Consider the following 24894-nt stretch of genomic DNA (forward strand, 5'->3'; position numbering starts at 1 on the left):
CTGCAGCACGCACGCCCCCATTCCGCCGGCCCCGCAGCGCAGCTCGGCAGGACATTGCGCGTCATCGAGCGGCGAGAGTACCTCGCCGGAGAGGGGAGGAGCACAGGCGCCGCTGCGGCGCGTGAGGTTCGAGCCGCGGAACCTCCGCGCGCCGCCGCTGTCATTCCGCAGGCACGACGGACAGCCGGCCAGCGCGGCCGAGCGCCCGCCTGAAGCACGCGGATCCACGTGTCCTCCGCCGGATTCCTGACGACGTGAGCGCGCCGCCCCGCGCGGCGCACAGGAGAGATCTATGCCCAGCGCGAACACGACGGACGCCGTGGATGGCGTCGCCGCCGCCGCCGATCCGAACCTCACGGCCGCGAGGCAGCCCGGCGCGGCGAGCGCGGGCGAGGCCGCCGAGGCCCCGGTGCGCTCCGTGGAGATCGTCATCTCCTGGGGGGCGACCGTGCTGTTCGTCCAGCACCTGACGCCGCCGCGAGCGTTCGACGTCGGCGAGGGGCGCGACGACGGTCGCCCGTGCGACTGCTTCCTCCCCGAGCGCGTTCTCGGCGCGCGGCGCGCGCCGCTCCTCGAGGTCGACAGCGCGGGGCGCGTCCGGTTCGTCCTGCTCGGCGCGGCCACGGGGACCCTCACGCTCACCCCCGGCGCGCCGCTGTCCGCGGCCGCGGCGCGAGAGCTGCACGCCGGCGCGGCGCGCGCGGCGATCACCGGCGCGGCGCGCGCAGCGATCGTTCCCCTCCCCGCGCACGGCCGCGTGGACGTCGACATCGCGGGCGTGCGGATCCAGATCCGCGCGGACGCCGCCGCGGGCGAGCGCGTGGGCCGCTCGTTCGTGAGCCGGAAGAGCCTCGCCCTCCACGCCGCCTCGGCGGCCCTGCACCTCGGGCTCCTCGGCGCGCTCGCGCGCTGGGCGCCGCCCCTCGTCGACCCATCCACCGGCATGAGCGCGGATCGGATCGCGCTCGTGCAGCGGTACCTCGCCTCCGCGGACGAGCGCGAGATGCTCGAGCGCGAGGGCGAGCGCGCCGCGGAGCCCGCCGCCGACGCAAAGGAGGGCGGCACGGGGACGAGGGCGAGAGGCGAGGAAGGGTCGATGGGCCAGCCGTCCACGTCCCGCGCGGCGGCGACGGGGAACCGGTGGGGGGTCCAGGGCCCGAGCGACAGCCCCGATCCGTACGTGCGGCAGCAGGCGCTGCGCGACGCGGCCGAGTTCGGGATGATCGGGCTGCTCAACGCCGGGGGCGGCGGCGATCCGGGCGCGCCCACCGCGCCGTGGGGGCTCGACGGCGCCCCGGCGGCCGCCGGCGCTGGAGGCCTCCCCCTCGACGGCCTTGGAGGCTTCGCGGGCGGCAGCGCGGCGCTCGGGTCCATCGGGACGATCGGGCACGGCGCGGGCGCCGGATCGGGGCAGGGGTTCGGAAGCGGCCGCGGGCGCGCCGGCGCGAGCTCGCCGCCGGTCTCGACGCGGAGCGCGGCCGCCTACGCCCCGGAGCCCGAGGTCGCCATCGATCCGAACGGCCGCTTCGCCACGACGTACCGGCCCGGGGGCGGTCACCTCGCCGCGTTCGAGGCCGCCCTCGCGCGCGGCGTCGTGCCCGCGGCGGAGCGCGAGCTCGTCGGCGACGTCGGCGCCCGCTACGCCCCGGCGGTCCCGCTCGATCCGGGGAAGGCGCTCGGCCTGCGGACCGACCTGGAGCGCGCCGCGCTCGGCCCGGGCGGCGGCGCCTTCCACCTGCGCCTCGCGCTCCGCTCCTCGGCGGCGGCGGCGCCCGCGCGGCCGCACCTCTCGGTGCACCTCGTCCTCGACACGAGCGGCTCGATGGCCGGCGCGCCGATCGACAGCGCCCGCCGCGCGGCGCAGGCGCTCGTCGACCGGCTCGCGCCCGCCGACGACTTCTCGCTCACCACCTTCTCCAGCGACGCCGAGGTGGTGATCGAGGACGGACCGGTCGGCCCGCGCCGCGAGGCGATCCGCCGCGCCGTCGACGGGCTCCGCGAGGGAGGCGGCACCAACATCGGCGCGGGGCTCTCGCTGGGCTACGCGCAGGCGAGCCGGCCGGGCATCCCCGAGGACGCGGTGCGCGTGGTGCTGCTCGTGTCCGACGGCCGCGCGACGAGCGGCCTCACCCACAACGAGCGGCTCGCCCGGCTCGCCCTCGACGCCTTCCAGCGAGGCATCCAGACGAGCGCGCTCGGCCTCGGCGACGACTTCGACGGTCAGCTCATGAGCTCGATCGCGAGCGACGGGGCCGGCGGCTACTACTACCTGCGACATCCCGAGCAGATCGCGCCCGCGCTGTCGACCGAGCTCGACAAGCGCCTCGACCCGGTCGCGACCGCCGTCGAGGTGCGCGTGCGCCTGAAGGCGGGCGTCGACCTGCTCCGCGTCTACGGTTCGCGCCGGCTGGACGACGCCGAGGCCTCCCGCGTCCGCGCCCAGGAGATCGCGGCCGACGTCGCCGCCCTGTCGCGGGACCGGATCGCTGTCGACCGGCGCGACGACGCCGAGGGCGGCATGCGCTTCTTCATGCCTGTGTTCGCCCGCGATGACCGCCACGCCCTTCTGCTCAAGCTGAGCGCCGGCCCTGGCGCGGGGAAGCGCGCCGTCGCGACGGTCGAGCTCAAGTACAAGGACCGGCTCTCCAGAAAGAACGTGATCGAGGAGATCCCCGTCGAGGTGCGCTTTGCAGACAGCGACGCAGGGAGCGCTGCGTCCGTCGACGCGTCGATGACGCGGACTCTTCAGGGCTTCGCCGCGGGCGAGTCGCTCGCCGATGCGGCCGCGCGCGTGGCGCGCGGCGATCGCGCCGGCGCCGCCGCGCTCCTCTCCGAGCGCGAGGACATCCTTCACGAGGCAGCGACCCGGCTGAACGAGCCGCTGTTCCTGGAGGACGCGGCGCGCCTCTCGCGCCTCCGCGCGCACATGGGCGCAGAGCAAGGCCTCGGCGATCCGCTCGTGCTCGCGATGTTGCTGGAGACGGCAGGGCGATCCCACCTGCGCTGATGCCCAATCGCAGCGCGCGCACGGGCGGAGGCGTCGCCCAGGTGGTAGGCTGAGCGCGGCCATGACAGAGAGAGTCTCATCGACCGGGCGCGCTGCGCTGCGAGAATCGCTGCTCCAGTTCTCCGCCTTTGCCGACGCGCTCGAGTCCCGCTCCATGCGCGAGGCCATCGATGCCTGCATTGCCGTCCTGGACGCTCCAGGGCCGCTCGACAAGCGCGACCTCGCCCCATGGCTCAAGGTTGTCCACGAGCGCGCGGCCGATGTGTTTCGGCGAGGTATCCGTCAGACCACGGGGGTGCTGCGCCAGCAGATGATGCACGGCCTGAAGCAGGCGGAAGAGGACGCCGTCTGGATGCAGCAGGCCATCGACGAGCTCAGTCGAGACCGCGCGAATTGACATGCTTGCCTGAAACGGCGCTCGCCGCCCCGCGGGACAGGGGCCTCTCCAAACGCTCTGGAGTCCCCGATCCACGCTAAATAAACCAAATAGAGGAGAGCGCGAGCGCATGCGCGCACCGAAGGACGATCGCTGTCATGGCCGCGAGCGCGCCTTCGAGGCCGCGCCGACCGGCTATCGCCGCGCTGCGCTGGTGAGCTCGACGAAGCGTCCTGGTGGCTGAGCCCGCGCTGGCGACGGCTCACCGCGACGAGACCGAAGCTGGCCGGCGGGGAAACGGGAGAGGGCGCCGCGCGCCGTGGCACGACATGCGTGGTCCGTGCTACGAGACGGGCCATGCTCGCCTCGGCGTTTCCGCTGCTGCTCCTCGGCTTCTCCCTCGGCGTGCGCCACGCCACCGATGCGGACCATGTGATCGCGGTGGCGACGGTCGTGAGCCGGGTGCGGAGCCTCGGCACGGCGCTGCGGATCGGCGCGATGTGGGGCGTCGGCCACACGCTCACGCTGATGCTGATCGGCGGTGCCATCCTGCTGTTCGGGCTCGTGGTGCCGCCGCACGTCGGCCTGGCCATGGAGCTCGCGGTCGCGCTGATGCTGATCGGCCTCGGGGGGTATCACCTCGCGCGGCTCTACCGCGCGGTCCGGCGGGGCGAGCCGCCGGCGCACGGCGCGGATCATGCCCACGGCCACCGGGACGACCTCGGCTGGGCGGACCGCGTGTTCGGCGGCTCGCGCCTCTATTCGAGCTTCCGGCCGCTGCTCATCGGCGTGATTCACGGCCTCGCGGGCTCGGCCGCGGTGGCGCTCCTCGTGCTCACCACCGTGCGCGACCCGCGGTGGGGCATCGGCTACATCGCGCTGTTCGGCGTGGGCACGATCGCCGGGATGACGCTCATCACCGGGGTGCTCGCGCTGCCGTTCGCCTATGCGCGCGCGCGCACCAGCGGGATACACAACGCCTTCGGCGCCGTCGCCAGCCTCCTCAGCGTGGGCTTCGGCCTGTTCCTGGCTTACGATATCAGCGTCGGCTCCGGGTTGTTCACGGCGAACCCGCAGTGGATCCCCGGCTGACGGCGCCCGGGCGGGCCGCGTCGGTCTCGCGCGACGGCGCCGGCGCGAGGTGCGCGTCGATCTGGGTCATGAGCCAGTCCAGGAACTCCTCCTTCAGGATCGTCTGCGCCACGTGCAGATCGGTCCAGACGGGCGCGCGCGCGGCCGCCCGGTCGCTCGTCTGCACCACGACCGGGATCGTGTAGAACCTCGCGTCGTCGCGCATCGCGCGGATGAGCTCCACCCCGTTCATGACGGGCATGTGGACGTCCACGATGGCCAGCGCCACGGGCTCGCGCGAGAGCAGCGCGAGGGCGTCGCGCCCGTTCTCGGCCTCGAGCACGGTGAAGCGCGGCTCGAGGATCAGCCGGTAGCACGCTCGGATGTCCGCGTCGTCGTCCACGACGAGGATGGCGACCCCCTCGACGGCGCCGAGCACACGCTCGACAGCGGCGCGGAGCTCCCCCGCCGTGACGGGCTTCCGCACGTAGCCGGCGACCCCTTGCAGGATCGCCTCCGCCGGCTTGTTCGCGACGGAGACGAGCATCACCGGGATCCGCTCGTGCGCCTGCACCAGCCGGTTGAAGGCGAAGCCATCCATCTCGGGCATCAGGAGGTCGGCGAGGATGAGATCCGGCCTCCAGGTCCGGACGAGCTCCAGCGCCGCGCTCCCGCCGCTGACCGTGCGGACGTCGTACGCCGCGCCTTGCAGCGCCTCGGCGATCCACACGAGCGTCCCCGAGTCATCATCGACCAGCAAGAGCTTGGCCATGGCCGTCATTCCCCTTGCGCCGCTCCCTGAGGCCCCGTGCCCGCCGCCGTGTCTGCCCCGCCGACGCGCCGCAACCGCAGCCAGAACCTCGCCCCACCTTCCGGCCGCGCCTCGTACCCGATCGCCCCGCCCCACCGCTCCACGGCGATGCGCGCGCCGTAGAGCCCGAGGCCGCTGCCCGCGTCCGGGTCGCGCCCGTGCGCGAACTTCTGGAACAGCTGCGGCGCGATGACGGGCGAGACGCCCGGCCCCTCGTCCTCCACCGCCACGCGAGCCCACCCGGGCTCGTCGTGCACCGAGACCCGCACCGACCCGCGCGCAGGCGTGAAGCGGAGCGCGTTCTCGACGAGGTTGGAGACCGCGCGCGCGAGCCTGCGCTCCTCACCGACGACGCTGTACGGCTGTCCTCCGATCTCCGGCGGTCCCTCCAGGCGAACCCCCCGGCTGCACGCCACGGGCAGGAGCGCCTCGACGACCCGAGCGACGGTGCCGCGCAGGTCCGCCACCACGGGGGGATCGGAGGGATCGGAGGCCATCCCCTCGGCGGTGAAGACGTCGAGGATCTCGCGGATGAGCTCGCGCTGCCGCAGGGCGGCCTTCAACGCCAGCGCGGCGAGCGCGCCGCTCTTCTCCGGGAGCGGCTGCTCTCCCAGCAGGGACAGGGCGCCGAGGAGGCTGTTCAGCGGACCGGAGAGGTCGTGAACGATGCAGTGGACGAGGACGTCCTTCCGCTCGACCTCCCGCGACAGCGCCTCGTGCAGAAGGCGCAGCTCGCGCGCCCGCTGGAGGACGCGGCGGCGCTCGTGGAACAGCGCGTCGTTCCGGGTGATCACGAGCACCCGCGCCGGGCCCACACGGAGCGCCGTCGCCTCGAGGTGCAGCGCCTCGTCGTCCTCCGTCATCTGCGTCCAGCAATCGGATTGCACGCTCGGCGATCCTTCGGCGGACCAGGCTCGCTCCGCCTCGGGGAGGAACACCTCCAGAAATGGCAGCGCGCGATCGATCGGGAGCGGCGCGCCGCGCCACGGCGGCGCGAGCCCGAGCCGCCGGAACCACGTCGGCGGCTCGCCGCAGACGACGAAGGTCCCGTCGTGCAGCCGCTCGAGTACGAGCTTGTCCAGCGCCGCGAGGAGCGAGGTGTCCACGTCCATCAGCCCCGCCACAAAGGCGCATCGGTCGCGATCATGGCGCGCGTGAGCGCGCGAAACGCGCCTTCGACCCCGGCGCCGGTCTTGGCGCTCGTCCTCGTGACCCAGAGGCCCGCCCTCCGCAGCCTGGCCTCGGTGGCGTCGTCGATGTCCCACGCCACGGCGAGATCGGCCTTGTTCAGGACGACGACGGTCGGGACGTCTCCGACGGCCGCCCGCGCGGTGGCGAGGAGGCGGAGCCCCGTCTCCGCCGTGATGCGCCGCGTGCCGTCGACGACGAGGAGCCAGCCCGCGGAGCCGTGCAGATACGATATCTGGACGGCCTGGAACTCGTCCTCTCCGCTGAGGTCCCAGAGGATGAGGTCGAGCTCGCCTTCATCGCACCTCACGCGCCGTGTCTCGATCGTCACACCGATCGTCGTCCGGTAATCTTCGGAGAAGATGCTGCGCACGAAGCGGGCGACGAGGCTTGTCTTGCCGACCCCCGTCGCGCCCAGCACGCAGACCTTGCGTTTCTCCGCCATGACTCAGTCCTTGCTCGCCGCGCGCAGGTCCACAAGGAAGATCACGCTGCGCGCGCGGCGCTCATCCGCGCCGGAGAGGCACTTTGCCCGCGCCGCGCCCCCGGCGCAGGACGGGGGCAGGACATCACGCCGCAGCCCCTCGCCGCTCGCTCGCAGGCGATCGGCCGGGACCCCGCGCGCCACGAGCTCGGCCGCGACGTGCTCCGCGCGAGCCTGGCTGAGCGCTCGATTCGACGCCTCCGATCCGACGGAATCCGCGTAGCCGATCTCGCGGATCTCGGCGGTCATGCCGGCCTCGAGCGCGCGCGCGTTCAGCCGCGCAACCGCGGCCGCGACCTCGTCGATGCGGGCGGCCTGGTCGCCGGAGAGCCGCGCGGCGCCGCGGCGGAAGAGGAGCTCCATCCCCTCGAGGGATCGCGCCGCGGCGCGCGCTCGGTCGATCGACTCCTCGGTCCTCAGGCCCTCGCCGTCGAACCCCGAGACGCCCGGGAGCACCGCCGCCGACCAGCGCGCGCGCTCGATCCAGCGCTCCGGCGCGACCCCGCTGACCACGACGACGCCGCCGCGCAGCGACAGGGTGATCCCGGGCGGCGGCTCCAGCGCCCGCGCCACCCTGCGCTGGACGATCTGCGGATGGAGAGAATAGAAAGGCGCGAAGCGCAGGGTGACCGACGGGGGCACGGGGCCGCCGCGCTCGAGCACCGCCCTCGGGTCCGGGGCGAGCGGATCGCGAAGACCCGTGAACGCGAGCTGGCCAGCGCGCCGCTCCGCCGCGGTGACCAGCAGGCCGGGCTCGCCCTGCAGCGCCCCGCGCCAGGCGTCGAGCCGGCGCTGCTCCTCCCGCGAGGCGCGCATCCAGAAGGCGAGCGGGATCGCGACGACCGCGACCAGCAGGGCGGCCACGGCGCGCAGGGCACGACCTCGGCGCGGGATCGGCTGGCGTTGCTGCTGGAGGCAGCGCGAGAGCAGCTCGCGGGAGCTCGAGAACGGCGCCCGATCGCCGCGGAAGCCGGCGAGCTCACCGCCGTACGTGAGGTGGACGCGCTCCAGCGTCTCGCTCAAGACGAGCCCGTACGCCGGCGGCGCCATGCCGCGCACGATGGACACGAGGAGCGCCGACGGGCCGTGCTCGACCCACCCCGTCAGATCGCCGACGCGGAAGCGCTCCAGCCGCGCGTCGGTCCGGAACGCGTCGTGGGCGAACGCGTCGATGGCGGTGAGCATCGCCGTGACCTGATCGGGATCCCTGTAAGGGATCTTGTCGGCGCTGAGGTGCTCGAGGACGAGCCCCGTCCCGCGGTGGACAAGGAAGAGCTGCTCGGTCCGGTAGACCATCGATCGAAGCAGCACGACCTCCGCGAAAGGACGCCCCGTGCGGCGCGCCTCGACGCGCCAGCGCACGCTCTGCCAGGACAGGCCGTGGGCGAGCGCCTCGTTGAAGCGCTGGATCATCGCCCGGAGAGCGCAGCGCACGGCCCTGCGGATGGCCGGCCCCATGGCGGGGGAGATCGCGTCCGCGAACGAGCCCGGGTCCTGGCGCACGCGCTCCTGGATCGCGCTGGCGAGGAGCGGCTCCAGCGCCCAGGAGAGCGCCTCTCCCTTCTTTCGGCTCTCGATCACGGCCTCGGGCAGCACGCCCGCGACCATCTCGGCCATGGACTTGTCCAGCCGCTCCTCGAGCTGCCGGATCCGGTGCTGCTCGGGGCCCACGAGCAGGGGGCGCAGGTCTTCGAGCGTCTTGCTCGGCGGGGGCGTCCCGCGACGCGCTCTCGGCTCTCGCATCGTTCCTCTCCGGACCGCCGCGCCCGCTCCGTCGGCCGGAGCGGCGCGGCCGCCTCACGCGGCCTCGTCCGAGCGGCGCTCCGTCTTCTTGTACCGCTCCGACTCCACGGCCGCCTCGCGCGCCGGCGGCGTGTCCGGCGCGACCGCGTCGGCGCCGTCGCCCCACACGGCGGCCAGCTCGCGCTCGACCATCGCGCTCAGCTCGCTCCGCGTACGCTGCGTCTCGTCGAGGAACGATTTGGACTGATCGAGCAGCTGTTGCCGGAGCTCGCGCTGCGTGTGCCCGACGAGATCCTCCAGCCGCTGGACCCGCTGCGCGATCAGCTCGAGCGCCTCCCGCGACTCGCGCGCAGCGTTGCCCAGCGCGGCGGCGGCGGCCGCGCGCTCGGCCTCGATGGACGCGCCGAGCGCCTCGATCTCACGGCGCAGGTGCGTCTCCAGCACGTCCAGACGCCGTCGCGCTTCGGTCCGCAGCTCCTCCGCCTGGGCGGCGACCTGAGCGTCGGTGTGCGAGAGCCGGCGAGCGAGCTCGCGGAACTGGGCGCCAAACAGGATGTCGCGCACCTGCTCCAGGCTGTTGATGATCGCGGACTCTGCGTGTCCTGCGGCGGCTTCTTGCTCCGCCCGCCCGCTCGTCCTCATGGTCATGATGACGCTCCCCTCTCCGTGTGTGCCGCGTGTGTCGCCTTCTGCGAGCGGAGCTCGCTCGTCATCGCGCTCTCGTATCGCTTCGTCGCGCTCGCGACGCCTCACCGAGCTCGCTCCCCCACGTTTTCTGCGCCGTTTGGACACGAGGCCCCTCGCACATCACGTCACGTGCTGCGCAACATGGGTCAGCACCCTGGCAACTGGTAGCCCTCGGGAGGGCGCCGGGGCTGGCCACGGCCCGGCCAGGGAGCCGGCCCGGCCAGGGAGCCGCTCGGGCGCTCCGGGGCGTCGCAACGCACAGGGGATCTCGGGACCCGGTAGGATGCCCCCATGCGCACTCCGCGAACCTCCCTGATAGCCACGGCCTTGCTCGCGGCCTGCTGCGCTCCGGCCTGCGGCGCTCCTTCCGCGAGCGCCGTCGGCGGCTCCAGCTCGCTCCCGGCGGCGGGCGGCTCCACCTCGCTCCCGGCGGCGGGCGGCTCCAGCTCGCCCCCGGCCGCCCCGCCCCCCGCCGCGCAGGTCGCCGCCCCCACGGCCGCGGCCTCCCCTGCGCCGGCGCCCTGCGGCGCGCTGGGCTGCCTCGCCTTCGATACGCCGGCCCAGGCCCTCGCCCACGTCCTGGAGAGCGGCCCGCGCGTGCTCGCGGTGGGCGAGGCGCACGCGCAACAAAGCTCGGAGGGCGTCCCCTCGACGACACGGCGCTTCACGGAGCTCTTCCTGCCGGCGCTCGCCGGCCGCGCCTCGGATCTCATCGTCGAGCTCTGGGCGGTGGATCCGCGCTGCAAGAGAGAGCAGGTGGCGCGGGTCGAGGAGGAGCAAAAGGCGGTCACCCAGGGCCAGTCGGCGGGCAATCAGGGCGAGTTTCTCGCGCTCGGCAGCGAGGCGAAGCGGCTCGGCATCCGGCCCCACCTGCTCACGCCCTCCTGCCAGGAGTACGACGCCATCGTGCGCGCGGGGCCGGACGCGGTGACATCGATGCTCGAGATGATCGCGCGCCTGACGGCCGCCGAGGCGAAGGCGCTGCTCGGCCGAGAGGACGCCGCCGGCAAGATGGTGATCGCCTACGGCGGGGCGCTGCACAACGACGTCGCCCCGCGCCCCGGGCGCGAGCGCTGGAGCTTCGGACCGGAGCTCTCCGCGGCGACGGGCGGAAAGTACGTGGAGCTCGATCTCATCGTCCGCGAGTTCATCAAGGAGTCGGAGTCCTGGCGGGCGCTGCCGTGGTATCCCCATTTCGACAGGGAGAAGCACCCGGACAAGGCGGTGCTCTTCAACCCCGCGCCGGGCTCGTACACGCTCATCTTCCCCCGCTCGTCCTGAGCCTGCGCCGCCGCTCCGAGCCGGGCAGACGCTCGCCCGGAGCAGCGGCCGCCTGGACGACGAGGGCCGCCCCTCGCGCGTCGAAGGGAGCGGCGTCGAAGGGAGCGGCGACGTCGCGCCCGATCATCGGGCCGATGGCCGACCGCTCCCCGCGCGCCGGGCGGGAGCGGTCGCGATCGACGGCCGCGCGCGCCGCGCGACGACCTCAGGGCTGGATGGAGAACGTGAGCGGCTCGCCCGAGAACGGCCCGCCGCCCTGCACGATGCGGTTGTTCTCGAACACCGCGTTGATGACGCTGACCGTGATCGGCGCGCCGGCCGCGCGGAGCTTGTCCCAGGCGGCCGCGTCCGGCGTGTAGCTCAGCTTGGTCGTGAAGACCCGGAGCAGCAGCTCTCGCTCCGCCGTCGCGAAGACAAGGAAGTAGGCGCGCCCGTTGATGGGCGTCCCGTGAGCCCACGCGGCGCGCGCCGGCCCGAGGAGCGCCCCCAGCTCCGCGACGATCGACGCCCCCGGCGCGGCGAGCTCCCTCGTCCCCGGCGCGGCGAGCTCCCGCATCCCCGCCGCGAGCCCGAGCTCCGGCGCTGCCCCAGGCGCTGTTCGCCGCGCCGTGCCCGCGACATGGAACGTCAGCTCCGGCGCCGCGTCGCCGGGGAGCGCCGCGCCGTCCTCGGGCGCGTCGAACACCGTGCCCTGCGAGGGCTCATCCTTCGGCTCCACCGCGAGCAGCGCCTCCAGCGCCTCGTCGGTCGTGCCCCCCTCGTAGATGACGTCGGCCAGGCTCGGGTCGGACGACGTATCCCCGTGCTCGTGGCTGTCGCCGCACGCCCCCGCGTACATCGCGACCGACGCGAGCGCCGCCAGCGCGGGCACGAGGAGCGCCCGGCTCAGGAAGGGCCTTCGGCTCATGGCGCCTCCACCCACGGATCCGCGAAGCGCGGATCCGTCAGAAATTCATCGTCCGTCAGGGTCTGCAAGAAGGCTATCACGTCCGCTCTCTCCTCTTCTGTGAGATCGAACCCGCTGATGAGCTCGCTCTTGAACTTGTTTTCGCTCCCCACACCTGCATTGGGGCCAGCCTCGATCGTACGCCCTCCCGCGGCGTAATGGTCGAGCACCTCCTCGAGCGTCTCGATGCTGCCGTCGTGCATGTACGGCGCCGTGAGGGCGATATTGCGCAGCGTGGGCGCGCGGAACCGGCCCATGTCCGCCTCCTTGTGGGAGATCTCGTAGACTCCCCCGTTGCCCTCCGGGTAAGCGCCGTCCCCACCGACGTTGTAGAGCCCCGTGTTGTGGAACATCACCTCCGTGAAGGTGGTGCCGTCGTGCTCCACCGAGTCCGACAGGTTGAAGCCGCCGTGGCAGTGGAAGCACTCCAGCTTCTCGGAGAAGAAGAGGTCCATCCCGCGCAGCGCCGCGTCCGACATCCCGGAGGGGTCGCCGCCGTAGCGGTAACGGTCGTAGGGCGATCGGTAGGAGAGCAGCGACCGCTCGAACGCCGCGATCGCCTTCGTGATGTTGGCGAGGCGGATGGGCTCGCCGTCGCCGGGGAACGCGTCGGGAAAGAGATCCCGATACAGCGGCTCGCCCTCGAGCCGCTCGAGCAGCTCGCTCTCCATGCCGGCGAGCCCGAGCTCGACCGGCGTCTCCCCGAACATGGGGAGGAGCGCTTGCTCCTCGAGCGCTTCCACGAGCGGATTCGCCCACGTCAGCGTCGTGAGGTAAGCGACGTTGGCCAGGCTCATCGAGCTGCGCGAGTGGAATTGGCCGGTCGAGCCCTGCGCGTTCGCGCGGCCGTCGGTGAACGCGAGCTCCTGGCGATGGCACGAGCCGCACGAGTATGTGTCGTTGCCGGAAAGGCGCACGTCGTAGAACAGCCGCCTGCCGAGCTCGACCTTGACCGACGACATCGGGTTGTCTTCGGGGACCTTGGGCACCGGGAAGCCCGGCGGCAGCCCCCACGCATAGGCGTCCGAGTCGCCTCTCCCCTCGCCTCCCCCGCCCTGACCGCCGGCGCCCTCGCCCGTCGACCCGCCCGCGCCTCGCAGACCATCGCCGTCGCTGCAGGCGCAGCAGAGGGCCGCGAGCGCGGCGAGCACGGAGGAGATCGCCGCGCGGCGGAGAGCGATCATCGCAGCGGAAATCGCCATGGCGCCTAGTCTATCCTGAAGAACGACTGCTGGTCGGCGCGCGGCGAGCCGTCGGTGCTGTCGATGCCGAGATGGGTGAAGAGCGGCACACAGTCGAGATCCGACGGACCCGACATGCAGCCGGGGGTGTCATCGGCGCTCGCGGACACGTCGCTGTCCGAGACGAGCGCCGCATAGTCGACGAGCACCTTCGCCTTGAGCGGATCGACGTCCTGGAAGGCGATCTCGGCGACGTTGGGGCGATCGCACGCGGTCACCTCGCGGTCCGCGCCATCCACGCAGCCGGTGCTCCCGAGGTGCATGAGGAACGGTTTGTCGTCCGCCGTGGAGATGCTGTCGACGCGCAGGAACTTGTAACCGGCGTTCCAGCTCCAGAACAGCCCCGACAGGTTGAGCGGCGACGGCGCGACCGATACGTCGGCGTGATTGAGCTCGAACGGGACACCCAGCTTGAACGACAGCCCATCGTACTCCCCTGCCGGGACCGTCCCGCGCACCAGGCCGTTCGTGGGCTCCGTCCCGTTGGCGCAGCTGCCCGACTTGTCCTCGAAATCGAGGAGCACGACGTCCTGGAACTGCCACAGCCCGTCCTGCTCGAGCGAGAGCGGCACCTCCTCGCCGTCCGCGCGGCGGAGGCGCACATCGTGGATGTAGAGGCGGAAATCGTCGAACCGGACGTCCGTCGAGGGGGTGCCGACAGGGTACGTCTCGCCGCAAGAGAACACCTCGTCGCCGACGCGGCCTTCGAACTGGAGCTCGACGGCGACCCGATCGCCGCCGCCTTCGCCGCCGTTCCCCCCTCCGCCCCCGACGCCCGTCGAGGTGGATGTACCGTCGACGGGGTTCACCTCGTCATCGCCGCCGCACGCCATGAGCGCGAGCGCCGCCCCGACAAGCGGGAACCAGAGCCGTGATGCACGAAGACCGGATTGCATGAGCGTCCTCCCGGGGAACCGCGCGCCACGATAGGCCGCATCGCCCCTCGCCTGAATGCGACATGTTGTCGCTATCGCGATCCGCCCGAGAGCGCGAGTCGATCCGGCGTCGAAAGGGGGCCCGCGGACAGCCCTGGAGCGGCCTTCGACGATCGGCGGACAGCGACCACGGGCCGCCGCGCGCGCCGCCTGGGATACCGAGCCAGCGCGCCGGCGCGTCCGCCGGGCGAGCGCACGCATCCGTCTTCGTAACACGAATCAACAAAGTCGTGCTACTGACCGGCCCCTGTGGTCCGTCCCCTGCCCACGGCGCTCACGGCGCTTCTTCTCATCGCGTGCGCCGCGCCGGCGCGCGCCGGCGAAGGCGCGGCGCCTCCGCCCGCCGCCGAAGCGGCAACCTCGGCCGAGGGCGGCGCCAACGCCGCTGCGCCCGCCTCCGGCGCGGCGCCCGTCACGGTCGTGGTGCGGGGGGCGCCGCCGCCGCGCAGCGCCTCGGAGTCGGTGCGCGGACAGGCGGAGATCCGGGCGGCGCCTCACCGGACGGCGAGCGACGTGATGCAGCTCGTGCCGGGCGTGTTCACCTCCCAGCACAGCGGCGAGTGCAAGGCGCACCAGATCTTCTTCCGCGGCTTCGACGCGGTCCATGGGCAGGACCTGGAGGTCTGGGTCGCCGGCGCGCCGGTCAACGAGGTCTCCAACGTCCACGGCCAGGGCTATACCGACCTCCACTTCGTGATGCCGGAGGTGATCGGCGAGCTCCGGGCGCAGCCGGGGTCGTACGACCCGCGTCAGGGCGACTTCGCGGTCGCCGGGACGATGCGCTTCGAGCTCGCCTATGGAGAGCCGGGGATCACCGCGACCGCCTCCGCGGGCGCCTTCGGCGCACGCCGGCTCTTCCTCGCCTACCACCCCGAGGGCGCGGACGAGGAGACGTTCGCCGCCTTCGAGGCGTACGGGACCGACGGCTTCGGGCCCGCCCGCGCCGCCGGCCGGACGTCGCTCGTCGCGCAGGCCGTCTACCGGCCGCTCGCCGGCGTCTCCGCGCGGGTGATGGCGTCGGCGTTCGCCTCCCGCTGCGGCTCCGCCGGCGTCCTGCGCCTCTGCGACATCGAGTCGGGCAAGGTCGACCGCTTCGCCTCGTACGATCCCGATCAGGGCGGCGACTCGTCGCGCGCGCAGCTGGTCGTCGATCTGCGCGGCTCGGGCGACGGCGCCGCCCGCGGCGAGGGCCTCTCGCTGACGCCGTTCGTCGTGCTGCGCGCGCTCCGGCTGCGCTCGAACTTCACCGGGTACCTCACGGATCCCACGAACGGCGACGCCACCCAGCAGCTCAACGAGGCGATCACGGCGGGCGCCACCGCGTCGTACCGGCTCGCCTTCCCCCTGTTCTCCGATCGCGACACGTTCGAGGCGGGCGTCGTCGCGCGCACCGACTGGATCGAGCAGTCGCAGCGGCGCCTCGCGGCCGTCGACGGCAGGCCGACCGCCACGCTCGTCGACGCGAAGATCCGCGCGACCGACATCGCCGGATACCTCGACGCCTCGATCCGGCCGGCGCGGCGGCTCACGCTGCGCGGCGGGCTGCGCGCCGATGGCCTCGCCTACCAGGTCGTCGACGACGTCGGCCAGGGCGCGGCGGCGCGCAGCGCGCAGGGCGTCCACGTGGGCGGCAAGGGCACGGTCGACGTGGCGCTGCTCCCCGGGCTCCGCGCGCTCGCCAGCGTGGGCCAGGGGTTCCGCTCGCCCCAGGCGCGCAGCCTCGGCGACGGCGAGCGGACCCCCTTCACGCGGGTGCTCTCCGCCGAGGCCGGGCTCCGCTACGCCGACGAGCTCGTGCGGGCGTCGGCGGCGCTGTTCCACACGCGCCTCAGCGACGATCTCGTCTTCGACGAGGCGACCGCCCGCAACGAGCCCGTGCCCGCCACGGCCCGCACCGGCGTGGCCCTCGACGCGGTGGCGCACCCGGCGCCGTGGCTCGTGTCGAGCGTCGGCCTGACGTACACCCGCGCCGCGTTCACCGCCTCCGGGGGGCGCTACGCGGCGGGCGATCTCCTCCCCTTCGTGCCGCAGATCGTCGCGCGCGCGGATCTCGCGGTGACGCCGCGCCTCGGCGCGCTCTTCGGCCGGCGCGTCGAGGCCCGCGCCGGCGCCGGCGCGACGCTGCTCCACGGCCGCCCCCTGCCGTTCGGAGAGCTCGGCCACGACGCGCTCGTCACCGACGTGACGGCGCACGTCCGCTACCACCACGTCGAGCTCGGGCTCGACGTCTACAACCTCCTCGACGCGGCGTGGTTCGACGGCGAGTTCGTCTACCCCTCGAGCTTCACCCGCGGCGCGGCGCCCGACCTCCTGCCCGCGCGGCACGTCACGGTCGGCGCCCCGCGCAGCTTCCTCGTCTCGCTCTCCCTCTACATCGGCTGAGGTCCTCGATGACACCCACCACCCCACAGGCCCGATCCCGCCGGCGCGCCGCCCTCGCCGCGGCGGGGCGGCTCGCCGCGGCGCTCGCGGCGGTCGCGCTCGCCGCCGGGTGCGGCGCCGGAGGCGACGGCGCGACCTCCGGCAAACGCCTGACGCTCGCGACGCAGATCGCCCCCGACGCGCCGTCGGTCGAGCCGTTCACGAACGCGCTCGGCTGGACCATCACGCTGTCGAAGGCGCACCTGTCGATCGGGTCGCTCCACTACTTCGAAGGCGCCCCGTTCACGGCGCGGCGGGCCGCGCCGGGCGGCGGCCCCTCGCTGCTCGAGCGGCTCGCCCGGTGGGCCGTGCCCGAGGCGCACGCGCACCCGGGCCACTACCAGGCCGGCGAGGCGAGGGGCCAGATGGCGCAGCCGACCTCGGTCGACCTGCTGCAGGGCACGACGGCCCTCGCGGACGCGGACGCCGTGAGCGGCGTCGTGCGATCCGCGCGCTTCACGCTCGGCGCGCCGCCCTCGGGCCCGCTGGCCGCGGCGCTCGACGGGCATGTCGTCGCCGTCGAGGGCCGCGCCGAGAAGGGCGAGCTCGCGCGGGTGTTCCGCGCGCGCGCGCTGGCCTCCGACGTCCTCGACGACGCGACCGGCGAGCCGTCCGTGGAGGGGTGCGTCTTCGAGGAGGCCTTCCTCGACGGGCCCGGCGTCGTCACGCTCGTCGTGAAGCCGACGGTCTGGCTCGATCAGGTCGACTTCGAGGGTGTCGCCGAGAGCGATGACGGCGCGCCTGTCGAGCTCGATCCCGAGGGTCTGGCCCGGCGCGGCTTCACGCGGGGCCTCAAGAAGGGGACCGCCTACGCGCTCTCGTTCGCGCCCGGCTCCCCCGAGGAGAAGGAATGAAGATGAGAGCGACGAAGAGAGTGTGGGGGGCGGCGGCGCTCGCCGCGGCGGCGCTCACCGGCTGCGGCGAAGGGGAGCTCGGGGCCGGGAGCGTGGCGTTCTCGACGTGGGGAGAAGAGTACATCGAGCAGGAGATCCCGGCCGCCGATCTCGCGGACGGCTGGAGCATCCACTACGAGAAGTTCCTGTTCGTCCTCCGGAACGTGACCGTCGCCGATCGCGAGGGGAACGTCGGAGCGCGCATGCAGGGCTCGATCCTGTTCGACCACACGAAGGCCGGCGCGAAGCCGGTGGTGACCTTCGACGACCTCGAGGCGAAGCCCTGGGAGCGCGTCTCCTTCGAGATCGGCCCGGTGGACGCGGACACCGCGCTCGACGGCGCGACGGAGGAGGACAAGGCGCTCATGCTCGCGGCGGGCGCGTCGGTCCACATCGAGGCGATCGCGCGGAAGGCGGACGGCGACGACGGCGACGACGGCGACGACGGCGGCGCCGTCGAGAAGCGCCTCGACTGGACCTTCTCGCTCGCGACGCGCTACGCCGACTGCAAGGGCGAGAAGGCCGGCAAGGAGACCGAGGGCGTCCTCGTCACGAACGGCGGCACCGACGCCGTGGAGCTCACCATCCACGGCGACCACTTCTTCTACGACGACCTCCAGGCCGCGACCGCCGCGCGCCGGTTCGCGCCCATCGCCGCCGCGGACGCCGACGACGACGGCGCGGTCACCCTGGAGGAGCTCGCCGCCGTGCGCCTCGTCGCGATCGAGGAGGGCACCTACGGGACGGGAAGCGCCGGAAACATCAATGATCTCGGGGCGTTCGTCGCGGCGCTCTCGCGCACGCTCGGGCACTTCCGCGGCGAGGGAGAGTGCGTCTCCGAAGACCTGTGACGGGAGCCGGCCGCGCGCTCGCCTGCGGCGATCACTCGATCGCGACCGCCGTCGTCACGTCCTTGAGCTCGCTCCCGTCGAACGCTGGCACCCGCGCGGAGCCGAGCAGCATCTGCACGCAGCCCCCGGCCGGGGTCATCGCGACCTGCGGCTCGATCGCGATGCGCTGCACGGCGCCCGCGGGGTTGAAGAACACCCGCGCCGTCACCGCCTTCGGCCCCGTCTTGCCCTTGCAGTGGAACCGCGCGCTAGCGCCCTTCGCCTGCAGCGCCGCGTGGGCCGCGCCATAGTCGAACGGCCTCGCCGCGCTCGGCTGCGCCGCCGCCACCGCCGGCGCCGTGTCTTCGCGCGAGGGGCGGGGCGCCCTCGGCAAGGGCACCGGCGCCTGACGAGGGGCGGGCGACGGCTGTCGGTCGCCCGCGCTGGCCGTGTCGTGCGCGTCGCCCGCGGCGCCTTCCATCGCCGACGGGCGCGCCTCGTCGCCGCGGCCCGAGCTGACCACCTCCGGGTGCGCCGGCGCTGGCAGGCGCTGCGCCATCCGGACCTCGCGCTGCGCGCGGCCAGCGTAGAAGGAGACCGCCGCCAGCGCGACGCCGCCGAGCACGCCGCACGCGACGAGCAGCGGCCACCACCGCGCAGGCTTGCGAGGGGCCTCCGGAGGCGCGCTGCTCACCATGACGGGCGCGGGTGATGCCGGCGTGCGCGCGGAGGCGCCCGACGATAGAGCGCCGGCGGGCGACGACGGCGGGCGCTGCGCGTCCGAGGCCATCTCGGTCGGTCCGCTCAGCGACAGGCGCGCGGCGGCCCCCGCGGCGGTGCTCGCCGCGGCGCCGGGCGGCACCACCGAGATCGCGGCGCCGGCGGCGCGCACGCTGCGCGGGTCGACGAAGAGCGCCGGGCCGAGCGCGTCGAAGGCCTCCTGCGCCGTCTGGAACCGCTGCGACGGCTCCCGCGTGAGGCAGCGCGCGAACCAGGCGTCGAACGGGTGCACGATGCAGCCGGCGCGCCCGAGCGCGGTCGCGCGCACCGACGCCGGATCGAGCGGCTCGAAGAGGATCTCGCGGAGCAGCACCGGCATCGCCGTGCCCATCGGGTCGTTCGCCGCGCGCCAGTACATGCGCCCGGTGAGCATCACGAACGCGATCAGCCCGAGCGCCCACACGTCGGTCGCCGGCGTGATGTGCCCGCGCGCGTCGGTCTGCTCGGGCGCCATCCAGAGGGGCGTGCCGAGCGACGCGGTCGCCATGGTGCTCGCCTCCGCGGCGATCTTCGCGATGCCGAAGTCGAGGACCTTGACCGACCAGGGCGCCGTCGCGCTGCGCGTCTTCGCGAGGAACACGTTCTGCGGCTTCATGTCCCGGTGGATCACGCCCGCCCTGTGGGCGGCGCCGAGCGCGTGGCAGAGCTGCCGGAAGATCTCGTGTACGTCCTTCGCCGGGAGCAGCCCGCTGCGCCTCATGCGCTGCGAGAGGTCCTCCCCCTCGAGCAGCTCCATCGCCAGCCAGGGCACGCCGCTCGCCGCGTCCACGCCGGCGCCGATCACCTGCACGACGTGATCGCTCTCCACCAGCGCCCCGACGCGCGCCTCCTGCTCGAAGCGCTCGCGCAGCCGGGCGTCCGCGCAGAGCTGGGGGTGCATGAGCTTGAGGGCCCGCAGCTTGCCGGTGCTCGCCTGCTCGGCGACGTACACGGCGCCCATGCCCCCTGCGCTGAGAGGCCGAACGATCCGGAACTCCCCGAAGAGCGTCCCGACCGCCGGCTGGAACGGCGCGACCATGGCGAGCGATGCTAGCATGGCGATCGTCGGGGGGGTGGCGGGGCTCACGCGCGCTTCGTGCGCTTCGCGCGCGGCACGCGAGGCGCGCACGGCGCACGTCGCGCTTCGCTAGCGACGCGCTCCGTCGACGCTGCCTGCGCCGTGCGCGCGCGGCGGGAGCGACGCGACGAGCCGCTCGATCCCGATCCGGCCCGCGACCAGCGCGCCCGTCGCCGCCGCGCGGAGCGCGTCGCCCGCCGGCTGGGATCTGCCGGCGAAGTGCCGGATGCCGAAGCGCAGGAACGAAGGCTCGCCGAGGAGGTAACGCTCGACGCGCTCCCGCGGCGCGCCGTAGAACGCGCGCATCACCCGGCGCCGGAACCGCAGGTCGAGGCCCAGCAGCGATCGCTCGACGCGCCGGCCCCAGTCGTGGAACCCGAGATCGCGGGCCTCGAGCTTCTCGGCGAGGTACTCGCCCGCGAGGGCCCCGTACGCGATCGCCTGGGCGATCCCCTCCCCCAGCATCGGATCGATGCCCGCGGCCTCGCCGACGAGCAGGGCCGCGGGCCGCGCGATCGTGGCCCTCCGGTCGAGGCCTCGCTCGGCGAAGCGCTTTCTTCGGTAGCGGTCCGGGTCGAGCCCGAGCGCCTCGAGCCTGCTCCGGAGGACGCGCTCGGCGTCGGGCGCGGGGCGCGCTGCGCCGAGCGCGCCCTCGTGCAGCACGTACGCCCCCCGGCAGACCAGCTCGCGCCCGCCGACGATCGTGGGGAAGTCCCACAGATAGCCGGCGAACGAGCGGTCCCGCATCTCGAAGTGCAGGAGATCGCGCGCCCGGTCCGCCGCGACGGGCTCGGTGTCGACCTCGACGGCCTGCGCGCGCAGCCTGCCGAACGGCAGCCCCATCACGCGGCGAACGACGCTGCCGACGCCGTCCGCGCCGACGACGACGCGGCCCTCGAAGACCCCGGCCGAGCTCTCGACGCGGGCGCCGCGCTCGCCCAGCGACGCGCCGGTCACCCGCGCCCCCTCCACGATCCGGACGCCCCGCGCCCGCGCGGCGAGCGCCAGGGCGCGATCGAACTCGACGCGCCGGACGACGCGGCCGATGTTCCCCTCGCGGAGCGCGATCTCGCCGGTCTGGAACGCCGCGCTGATGCCGTGCACCACGACCGAGGGCACGTCGACGGTCACCCCGATCGCCGACAGCGCCCTGTCCGCTCGCTCTCCGAGGCCGCCCGCGCAGCACTTGTCCCGCGGATAGCGCTCCTTTTCGAGCACCACGATCCTGTCGGCGAGGTCCGGGCGATGGTGGGCGAGGAAGAGCGCCGTGCTCACGCCCGCCGGCCCGCCCCCGACGATCACGACCTCGTGCGCCGACATGCGGCGCCCTCTAGCACGGCGCCTGCGTCGGCGGGCCCACGGACGCTCACCGCCGCTCGTACAGGGGCACCAGCGTCCGATACGGGAAGAGATACGCGCTCTTCCCCGCGAGATCCGGGTGGGTCGCGGCCAGCTCGCGGACCTCGTTCAGGACCTCGTACCGCTCCTTCAGGGGGAGCGCCGAGATGTAGCTGATCGACGCGACGCGCTCGAGGAGCCCCTCGAGATCGAGCTCCTGCGTGTGGGTGAACTCGTGCTCTCCGAGCGGCGCGAAGAGGCGTGAGTCGGAGAACGACCGGCGCCACGCGCCCAACCTGTGTATCGGAGCGTCCCGGCCGTGGCGATCGAGGATGTGCGAGATGCGGGCGACCCAGTCGACGCGCTCGTCGCGCAGGTTGAAGAGCAGGGAGAGGCGCCCTCTCGGCCGGAGCACGCGGTGGATCTCGGGGAGCGCGAGATCGCCGTGAAACCAGTGGAAGGACTGCGCGGCCACCGCGGCGTCGACCGAGCTCTCGGGCAGGGGGATGGCCTCGGCGACCCCATCGAGCAGGACGGCGGACGGGACCATCTGGCTCAGCTTGCGGCGCATCCCCTCGACCGGCTCGAGCGCGAGCAGCCGGGCGCCCGTGGGCGCCAGGAGGCGCGTGAGCTTGCCGGTCCCGGCGCCGAGATCGAGCACCGTGCTCGCGGCGTCGACGCGGAGCGTGTCGCGCAGGAGCTCGATCGCGGCGCGCGGATAATCGGGGCGCCCCTTCTCGTAAGCATCCGCTGCAGTCGCGTAGCCCTGTGCAGCGAGGCGATGGAGAGTCATGGCCTGCGTCCGCTCCGCGTTAAGGAGGATCTCGAGCAGCGCCGGAGGGACCACCCACCCCGACGGTCCATCGAGAGAGGCTACGCAACCGCGGGCCGTGTTGGAAGCGGGTTGTCTCTCAAAATGCGCATCACGTTCTCCCGAAGCACCTTGGCGATCACACGCTCGCTCAAGCCAGCTCGCAGCAGCGCATCCGTCAAGAGCGGAAGATGGGCCGCATCGCGCAGATCACGTGTGGGAATGATGAAACCGTCCCAATCGGATCCGAGCGCCGGGGTGTCCTCGCCGGCAACGTTGATGATGTGGACGAGGTGCTTGACGACGGGCGCGAGCCCGTTACCGCCGAGATAGAGCGGGCAAAAGATGATCCCGGCGCACCCGCCGCGGTCGGCGAGGGCGCGGAGCTGCTCGTCATCGATGTTGCGCCAGTGGTCGAACGCGCCGGCGATACCGGTGTGGCTGACCACGGGTGGGCGGCGGGCGATCGCGCACGCATCGAGGAAGCCAGCCCGGTTGATGTGCGCGAGATCGACGATGACGCCGAGGTCCTCGGCGCAGCGCACGACCTCGCGGCCGAACGCGGTGAGGCCTCGACCGTCGCTGCGGCCGCGGCCGAAGGCGGGGTAACACGCCTCGTTGGCGCTGAAGTGGCAGAGCCCGAGGTAGCGCACGCCGCGCCGCGCGAAGCGAGCGAGGGTGTCGAGGTCGCCTTCGAGCGCGTGCGCGCCCTCGACGCCGAGCAGCGCCGCGACGGCGCCGCGGGCCCGCGCCGCCTCGATGTCCTCGGCCGTGAGCGCCTTCACGAGGCGGTCGGGCTGCGCGCGGACGGCCTGCTCCAGGAGATCGATCTGCTCCTCGACGACGGCGGCGAGCCCGCGCCGCTGTCCGATGGGCAGCGAGACCAGGCCGAAGAACTGCGCGCCGACGCCGCCCTCGCGGAGCCGGGGGACGTCGACGTGCCCGCCGAGGGCCGCGAGCGGCAGCGGCGGCTCGTGGCGCTGCTGCAGATCGTAGCCGACCCAGCGCGCCCACATGAGGCTGTCGGCGTGGAGATCGATGGCGGGGAACTGCGCGTGCAGGGCGCGGGCTTCCGGGGTTCCGTGCATGGAAGGAAGGCTAGTCGACCCGAGGCGGCCGGTCGCGCGCCGGGCGACGGCGGCTCAGGGGCTGGCCACCTTGAGGCCTATGATGGACACAACGAGCAGCGCGAGGAAGCCGAGCCTCGCGGCCGTGGCAGGCTCGCCGAACAGGACGATGCCCGCGATCGCCGCCCCGAACGCGCCGATGCCGACCCAGACGGCGTACGCCGTGCCCATGGGCAACGTCCGCGAGGCGGACTCGAGGAGGAGCAGGCTCGCGACGATCGCGCCGATCGTGAGCGCGGTGGGCAGCGGGCGAGTGAACCCCTGTGTGTACTTGAGACCGATGGCCCAGCAGACCTCGAGCAGACCTGCCAGGAGCAACGCCAGCCAGGACATGACGACTCTCCTCGTAATGCGGCTGCGTCGTCTTATCCTGACCGGGTACGGCGCGTCTCGTCCGGGACGCCTTCGCGAGGCGCCGCGGGGAACCTAGCAGGGGTGGCGGCCTGCGCAACGCGCGGGAAGATCGGCGCCGCTATTGCGCCGGCGCGCGGCGCCCCTCGACCGCTGCGAGGTAGTCGAGCACGGACTGCTTCATCCCGACCTCGAGCGCGTGCCCCACGAGGTGGTGCCCAATCGACACCTCCTGAATCTGCGGCGCCTCGCGGACGAGCGGCGCGAGGTTCTCCACGGTGAGGTCGTGCCCCGCGTTGATCCCGACCCCGGCCGCCACGGCCGCCCTCACGGTGGCGACGATCTTGTCGAGCTCCGCGCGGTGATCGCCGCGATCGAACGCCTCCGCGTAAGGACCAGTGTAGATCTCGATGCGATCTGCCCCCATCTCCGCGACCAAAGGCACCACCGCCGGATCCGCCTCGACGAAGAGGCTTGTCCGTATCCCCTCCTCCTTGAGCCGCTTCACCACCGGCTGGAGGACGAAGCGCCATTTCGCGACGTCCCAGCCGCGGTGCGAGGTGAGCTCACCCGGCGTGACCGGGACCAGCGTGCACTGCGTCGGCCTGAGCTCGAGCGTGAGGTCGAGGAACTCCTCGCGGAGGTCACCCTCGAAGTTCGTCTCCACCGTGGTGATGTGGCGAGTCACCGCCCGCGCGTCGTCGGGTGTGATGTGCCGCCGGTCCGCCCTCGGATGGATCGTGATGCCGTGGGCCCCGTAGTCCACGATCTTCCGGGCGAAGGAGAGGACGTTCGGGGCGTCGTGTCCCCGCGAGTTTCGCAGGAGCGCGATCTTGTTCACATTGACGCTGAGCTTCATGGGGCATCCTCTCGCCGGCTCGTGCGCGGCGCTGGCGGCGCCGCTATACACGATCGACGCCGCGAGGCCTACACGCGCGGCCGCGAGGCCTACACGCGCGGCGTGGACCGCGAGGCCCGCACCGCGACATCGGTCGCAAGGAGCGACACGACGAGGATGGCGACGGCGACGAGCGCGTTGTTCCACACCGTCGCCATCAGCAGCGCCGGTATCGTCCAGGCGCTGACGAAGAGCCAGACCGCCAGGATCGCGGTGGCGTAACGCGCCCTGGGCGCCCAGAGCGCGATCAGGGCGAAGAGGACGCACAGCGCGCCTACCACCCAGGTGTTCGTGAAGTCCTCCCGGCCGTGGCGCCAGAGGAACGCCGAGAGGAACAACCAGATCCCGAGCGCGATGTTGATGCCACGCAAAGCCGCCATCCGATGCTCCATTGGCTTTCTCCTCACGAATCGCCGCGCTGACGCCTCGCCGCGCGACGCTCTCGCTCCCTCGCTCTGCCCGCTCGCCTCGACCTCGGGCCAGGCTCCACGCCCCGAGCGGCACGTCGACCGCTCGATCGCCGAGCGCCGAGCCCGCTCACCCCACCTGCCGAGCGCCGGCGTCCCTGCGCCCGGTCCACACACCCGAGAGCTCCCCCAGCGCCGTGCGAATCCAGTG

General features: G+C 73.3%; 22 protein-coding genes and 1 riboswitch. Of the genes, 7 read left to right on the forward strand and 15 right to left on the reverse strand.

Annotated features, from left to right (window positions below; translation table 11 throughout):
• The first annotated feature begins 292 nt into the window (after positions 1-292).
• The 3 genes from WME90_RS30675 to WME90_RS30685 all read left to right on the forward strand — a co-directional run bounded on the left by WME90_RS30675 (position 293) and on the right by WME90_RS30685 (position 4475).
• Entirely contained in the window at positions 293-3007 is a 2715-nt protein-coding gene (locus WME90_RS30675; protein WP_437275574.1) for a vWA domain-containing protein, read from the forward strand.
• Between the two features lie 154 nt (positions 3008-3161).
• Positions 3162-3404, forward strand: a complete 243-nt coding sequence (locus WME90_RS30680) for a hypothetical protein (RefSeq protein WP_437275575.1) — start codon at positions 3162-3164, stop codon at positions 3402-3404.
• 336 nt (positions 3405-3740) lie between these two features.
• Entirely contained in the window at positions 3741-4475 is a 735-nt protein-coding gene (locus tag WME90_RS30685; RefSeq protein WP_437275576.1) for a high-affinity nickel-transport family protein, read from the forward strand.
• Here WME90_RS30685 and WME90_RS30690 read toward each other — a convergent pair.
• From WME90_RS30690 to WME90_RS30710, 5 genes are read right to left on the reverse strand one after another with little or no spacing between them, the layout of a single operon-like run.
• Entirely contained in the window at positions 4444-5226 is a 783-nt protein-coding gene (locus WME90_RS30690; RefSeq protein WP_437275577.1) for a response regulator, read from the reverse strand. The genes WME90_RS30685 and WME90_RS30690 overlap by 32 nt on opposite strands.
• Before the next feature lie 5 nt (positions 5227-5231).
• On the reverse strand, positions 5232-6377 hold the full coding sequence (locus tag WME90_RS30695) for a sensor histidine kinase (RefSeq protein WP_437275578.1): 1146 nt from the start codon (positions 6375-6377) through the stop codon (positions 5232-5234).
• On the reverse strand, positions 6377-6898 hold the full coding sequence (locus WME90_RS30700) for a Rab family GTPase (protein ID WP_437275579.1): 522 nt from the start codon (positions 6896-6898) through the stop codon (positions 6377-6379). Before WME90_RS30700 ends, WME90_RS30695 begins: the two co-directional genes overlap by 1 nt.
• A 3-nt stretch (positions 6899-6901) precedes the next feature.
• Positions 6902-8680: an OmpA family protein gene (locus tag WME90_RS30705; protein WP_437275580.1), complete on the reverse strand. Its 1779-nt coding sequence runs from the start codon at positions 8678-8680 to the stop codon at positions 6902-6904.
• 54 nt (positions 8681-8734) lie between these two features.
• On the reverse strand, positions 8735-9328 hold the full coding sequence (locus WME90_RS30710; protein WP_437275581.1) for a hypothetical protein: 594 nt from the start codon (positions 9326-9328) through the stop codon (positions 8735-8737).
• Between the two features lie 330 nt (positions 9329-9658).
• On the opposite strand from WME90_RS30710, the gene WME90_RS30715 reads away from it, so the two are divergent.
• On the forward strand, positions 9659-10648 hold the full coding sequence (locus tag WME90_RS30715; protein WP_437275582.1) for a hypothetical protein: 990 nt from the start codon (positions 9659-9661) through the stop codon (positions 10646-10648).
• A 205-nt stretch (positions 10649-10853) separates the two neighbouring features.
• Here the strand turns inward: WME90_RS30715 and WME90_RS30720 are convergent, their stop codons facing one another.
• From WME90_RS30720 to WME90_RS30730, 3 genes are read right to left on the reverse strand one after another with little or no spacing between them, the layout of a single operon-like run.
• Positions 10854-11555: a hypothetical protein gene (locus WME90_RS30720; protein ID WP_437275583.1), complete on the reverse strand. Its 702-nt coding sequence runs from the start codon at positions 11553-11555 to the stop codon at positions 10854-10856.
• Positions 11552-12796: an MbnH family di-heme enzyme gene (locus tag WME90_RS30725; protein WP_437275584.1), complete on the reverse strand. Its 1245-nt coding sequence runs from the start codon at positions 12794-12796 to the stop codon at positions 11552-11554. The genes WME90_RS30720 and WME90_RS30725 overlap by 4 nt, the downstream gene beginning before the upstream one ends.
• Positions 12797-12801: 5 nt before the next feature.
• Entirely contained in the window at positions 12802-13731 is a 930-nt protein-coding gene (locus WME90_RS30730) for an MbnP family copper-binding protein (protein ID WP_437275585.1), read from the reverse strand.
• 288 nt (positions 13732-14019) lie between these two features.
• Here WME90_RS30730 and WME90_RS30735 point away from each other — a divergent pair, with 288 nt between their 5' ends.
• The 3 genes from WME90_RS30735 to WME90_RS30745 are packed head-to-tail and all read left to right on the forward strand — an operon-like array spanning position 14020 to position 17935.
• Positions 14020-16152 (forward strand): TonB-dependent receptor, encoded by a 2133-nt coding sequence (locus WME90_RS30735; protein WP_437275586.1) that lies wholly within the window; start codon positions 14020-14022, stop codon positions 16150-16152.
• Between the two features lie 8 nt (positions 16153-16160).
• Positions 16161-17045 carry a hypothetical protein gene (locus tag WME90_RS30740; RefSeq protein ID WP_437275587.1) on the forward strand — a complete coding sequence of 295 codons (885 nt, stop codon included), beginning with the start codon at positions 16161-16163 and terminating at the stop codon, positions 17043-17045.
• Positions 17042-17935 (forward strand): hypothetical protein, encoded by an 894-nt coding sequence (locus WME90_RS30745; RefSeq protein WP_437275588.1) that lies wholly within the window; start codon positions 17042-17044, stop codon positions 17933-17935. The genes WME90_RS30740 and WME90_RS30745 overlap by 4 nt, the downstream gene beginning before the upstream one ends.
• A 31-nt stretch (positions 17936-17966) precedes the next feature.
• Here the strand turns inward: WME90_RS30745 and WME90_RS30750 are convergent, their stop codons facing one another.
• The 7 genes from WME90_RS30750 to WME90_RS30780 form a co-directional block, all read right to left on the reverse strand.
• Positions 17967-19730 (reverse strand): serine/threonine protein kinase, encoded by a 1764-nt coding sequence (locus tag WME90_RS30750; RefSeq protein WP_437275589.1) that lies wholly within the window; start codon positions 19728-19730, stop codon positions 17967-17969.
• Positions 19731-19820: 90 nt separating this feature from the next.
• On the reverse strand, positions 19821-21071 hold the full coding sequence (locus WME90_RS30755; protein ID WP_437275590.1) for an NAD(P)/FAD-dependent oxidoreductase: 1251 nt from the start codon (positions 21069-21071) through the stop codon (positions 19821-19823).
• A 46-nt stretch (positions 21072-21117) separates the two neighbouring features.
• Positions 21118-21882, reverse strand: a complete 765-nt coding sequence (locus WME90_RS30760; RefSeq protein ID WP_437275591.1) for a class I SAM-dependent methyltransferase — start codon at positions 21880-21882, stop codon at positions 21118-21120.
• Positions 21883-21962: 80 nt separating this feature from the next.
• The gene (locus tag WME90_RS30765; RefSeq protein WP_437275592.1) at positions 21963-22988 is read right to left on the reverse strand and encodes a dipeptidase; all 1026 of its coding nucleotides are present in this window, start codon (positions 22986-22988) and stop codon (positions 21963-21965) included.
• Positions 22989-23042: 54 nt separating this feature from the next.
• Positions 23043-23360, reverse strand: a complete 318-nt coding sequence (gene sugE, locus WME90_RS30770) for a quaternary ammonium compound efflux SMR transporter SugE (protein WP_437275593.1) — start codon at positions 23358-23360, stop codon at positions 23043-23045.
• A 21-nt stretch (positions 23361-23381) separates the two neighbouring features.
• Positions 23382-23447, reverse strand: a riboswitch (guanidine-III (ykkC-III) riboswitch).
• Positions 23448-23499: 52 nt separating this feature from the next.
• Positions 23500-24237 (reverse strand): pyridoxine 5'-phosphate synthase, encoded by a 738-nt coding sequence (locus tag WME90_RS30775; RefSeq protein ID WP_437275594.1) that lies wholly within the window; start codon positions 24235-24237, stop codon positions 23500-23502.
• A gap of 89 nt (positions 24238-24326) precedes the next feature.
• Positions 24327-24656, reverse strand: a complete 330-nt coding sequence (locus tag WME90_RS30780) for an SPW repeat domain-containing protein (protein WP_437275595.1) — start codon at positions 24654-24656, stop codon at positions 24327-24329.
• Positions 24657-24894 lie beyond the last annotated feature (238 nt).

Source organism: Sorangium sp. So ce375 (genome assembly GCF_051473855.1).
Lineage (GTDB): Bacteria > Myxococcota_A > Polyangia > Polyangiales > Polyangiaceae > Sorangium.

What these genes read in the sequence shown, in the direction of transcription:
- WME90_RS30675 (WP_437275574.1), top strand. Translation starts at nt 293, where the DNA reads ATGCCCAGCGCGAACACGACGGACGCCGTGGATGGCGTCGCCGCCGCC.
- WME90_RS30680 (WP_437275575.1), top strand. Translation starts at nt 3,162, where the DNA reads ATGCGCGAGGCCATCGATGCCTGCATTGCCGTCCTGGACGCTCCAGGG.
- WME90_RS30685 (WP_437275576.1), top strand. Translation starts at nt 3,741, where the DNA reads ATGCTCGCCTCGGCGTTTCCGCTGCTGCTCCTCGGCTTCTCCCTCGGC.
- WME90_RS30690 (WP_437275577.1), bottom strand. Translation starts at nt 5,226, where the DNA reads ATGGCCAAGCTCTTGCTGGTCGATGATGACTCGGGGACGCTCGTGTGG.
- WME90_RS30695 (WP_437275578.1), bottom strand. Translation starts at nt 6,377, where the DNA reads ATGGACGTGGACACCTCGCTCCTCGCGGCGCTGGACAAGCTCGTACTC.
- WME90_RS30700 (WP_437275579.1), bottom strand. Translation starts at nt 6,898, where the DNA reads ATGGCGGAGAAACGCAAGGTCTGCGTGCTGGGCGCGACGGGGGTCGGC.
- WME90_RS30705 (WP_437275580.1), bottom strand. Translation starts at nt 8,680, where the DNA reads ATGCGAGAGCCGAGAGCGCGTCGCGGGACGCCCCCGCCGAGCAAGACG.
- WME90_RS30710 (WP_437275581.1), bottom strand. Translation starts at nt 9,328, where the DNA reads ATGACCATGAGGACGAGCGGGCGGGCGGAGCAAGAAGCCGCCGCAGGA.
- WME90_RS30715 (WP_437275582.1), top strand. Translation starts at nt 9,659, where the DNA reads ATGCGCACTCCGCGAACCTCCCTGATAGCCACGGCCTTGCTCGCGGCC.
- WME90_RS30720 (WP_437275583.1), bottom strand. Translation starts at nt 11,555, where the DNA reads ATGAGCCGAAGGCCCTTCCTGAGCCGGGCGCTCCTCGTGCCCGCGCTG.
- WME90_RS30725 (WP_437275584.1), bottom strand. Translation starts at nt 12,796, where the DNA reads ATGGCGATTTCCGCTGCGATGATCGCTCTCCGCCGCGCGGCGATCTCC.
- WME90_RS30730 (WP_437275585.1), bottom strand. Translation starts at nt 13,731, where the DNA reads ATGCAATCCGGTCTTCGTGCATCACGGCTCTGGTTCCCGCTTGTCGGG.
- WME90_RS30740 (WP_437275587.1), top strand. Translation starts at nt 16,161, where the DNA reads ATGACACCCACCACCCCACAGGCCCGATCCCGCCGGCGCGCCGCCCTC.
- WME90_RS30745 (WP_437275588.1), top strand. Translation starts at nt 17,042, where the DNA reads ATGAAGATGAGAGCGACGAAGAGAGTGTGGGGGGCGGCGGCGCTCGCC.
- WME90_RS30750 (WP_437275589.1), bottom strand. Translation starts at nt 19,730, where the DNA reads ATGCTAGCATCGCTCGCCATGGTCGCGCCGTTCCAGCCGGCGGTCGGG.
- WME90_RS30755 (WP_437275590.1), bottom strand. Translation starts at nt 21,071, where the DNA reads ATGTCGGCGCACGAGGTCGTGATCGTCGGGGGCGGGCCGGCGGGCGTG.
- WME90_RS30760 (WP_437275591.1), bottom strand. Translation starts at nt 21,882, where the DNA reads ATGACTCTCCATCGCCTCGCTGCACAGGGCTACGCGACTGCAGCGGAT.
- WME90_RS30765 (WP_437275592.1), bottom strand. Translation starts at nt 22,988, where the DNA reads ATGCACGGAACCCCGGAAGCCCGCGCCCTGCACGCGCAGTTCCCCGCC.
- sugE (WP_437275593.1), bottom strand. Translation starts at nt 23,360, where the DNA reads ATGTCCTGGCTGGCGTTGCTCCTGGCAGGTCTGCTCGAGGTCTGCTGG.
- WME90_RS30775 (WP_437275594.1), bottom strand. Translation starts at nt 24,237, where the DNA reads ATGAAGCTCAGCGTCAATGTGAACAAGATCGCGCTCCTGCGAAACTCG.
- WME90_RS30780 (WP_437275595.1), bottom strand. Translation starts at nt 24,656, where the DNA reads ATGGCGGCTTTGCGTGGCATCAACATCGCGCTCGGGATCTGGTTGTTC.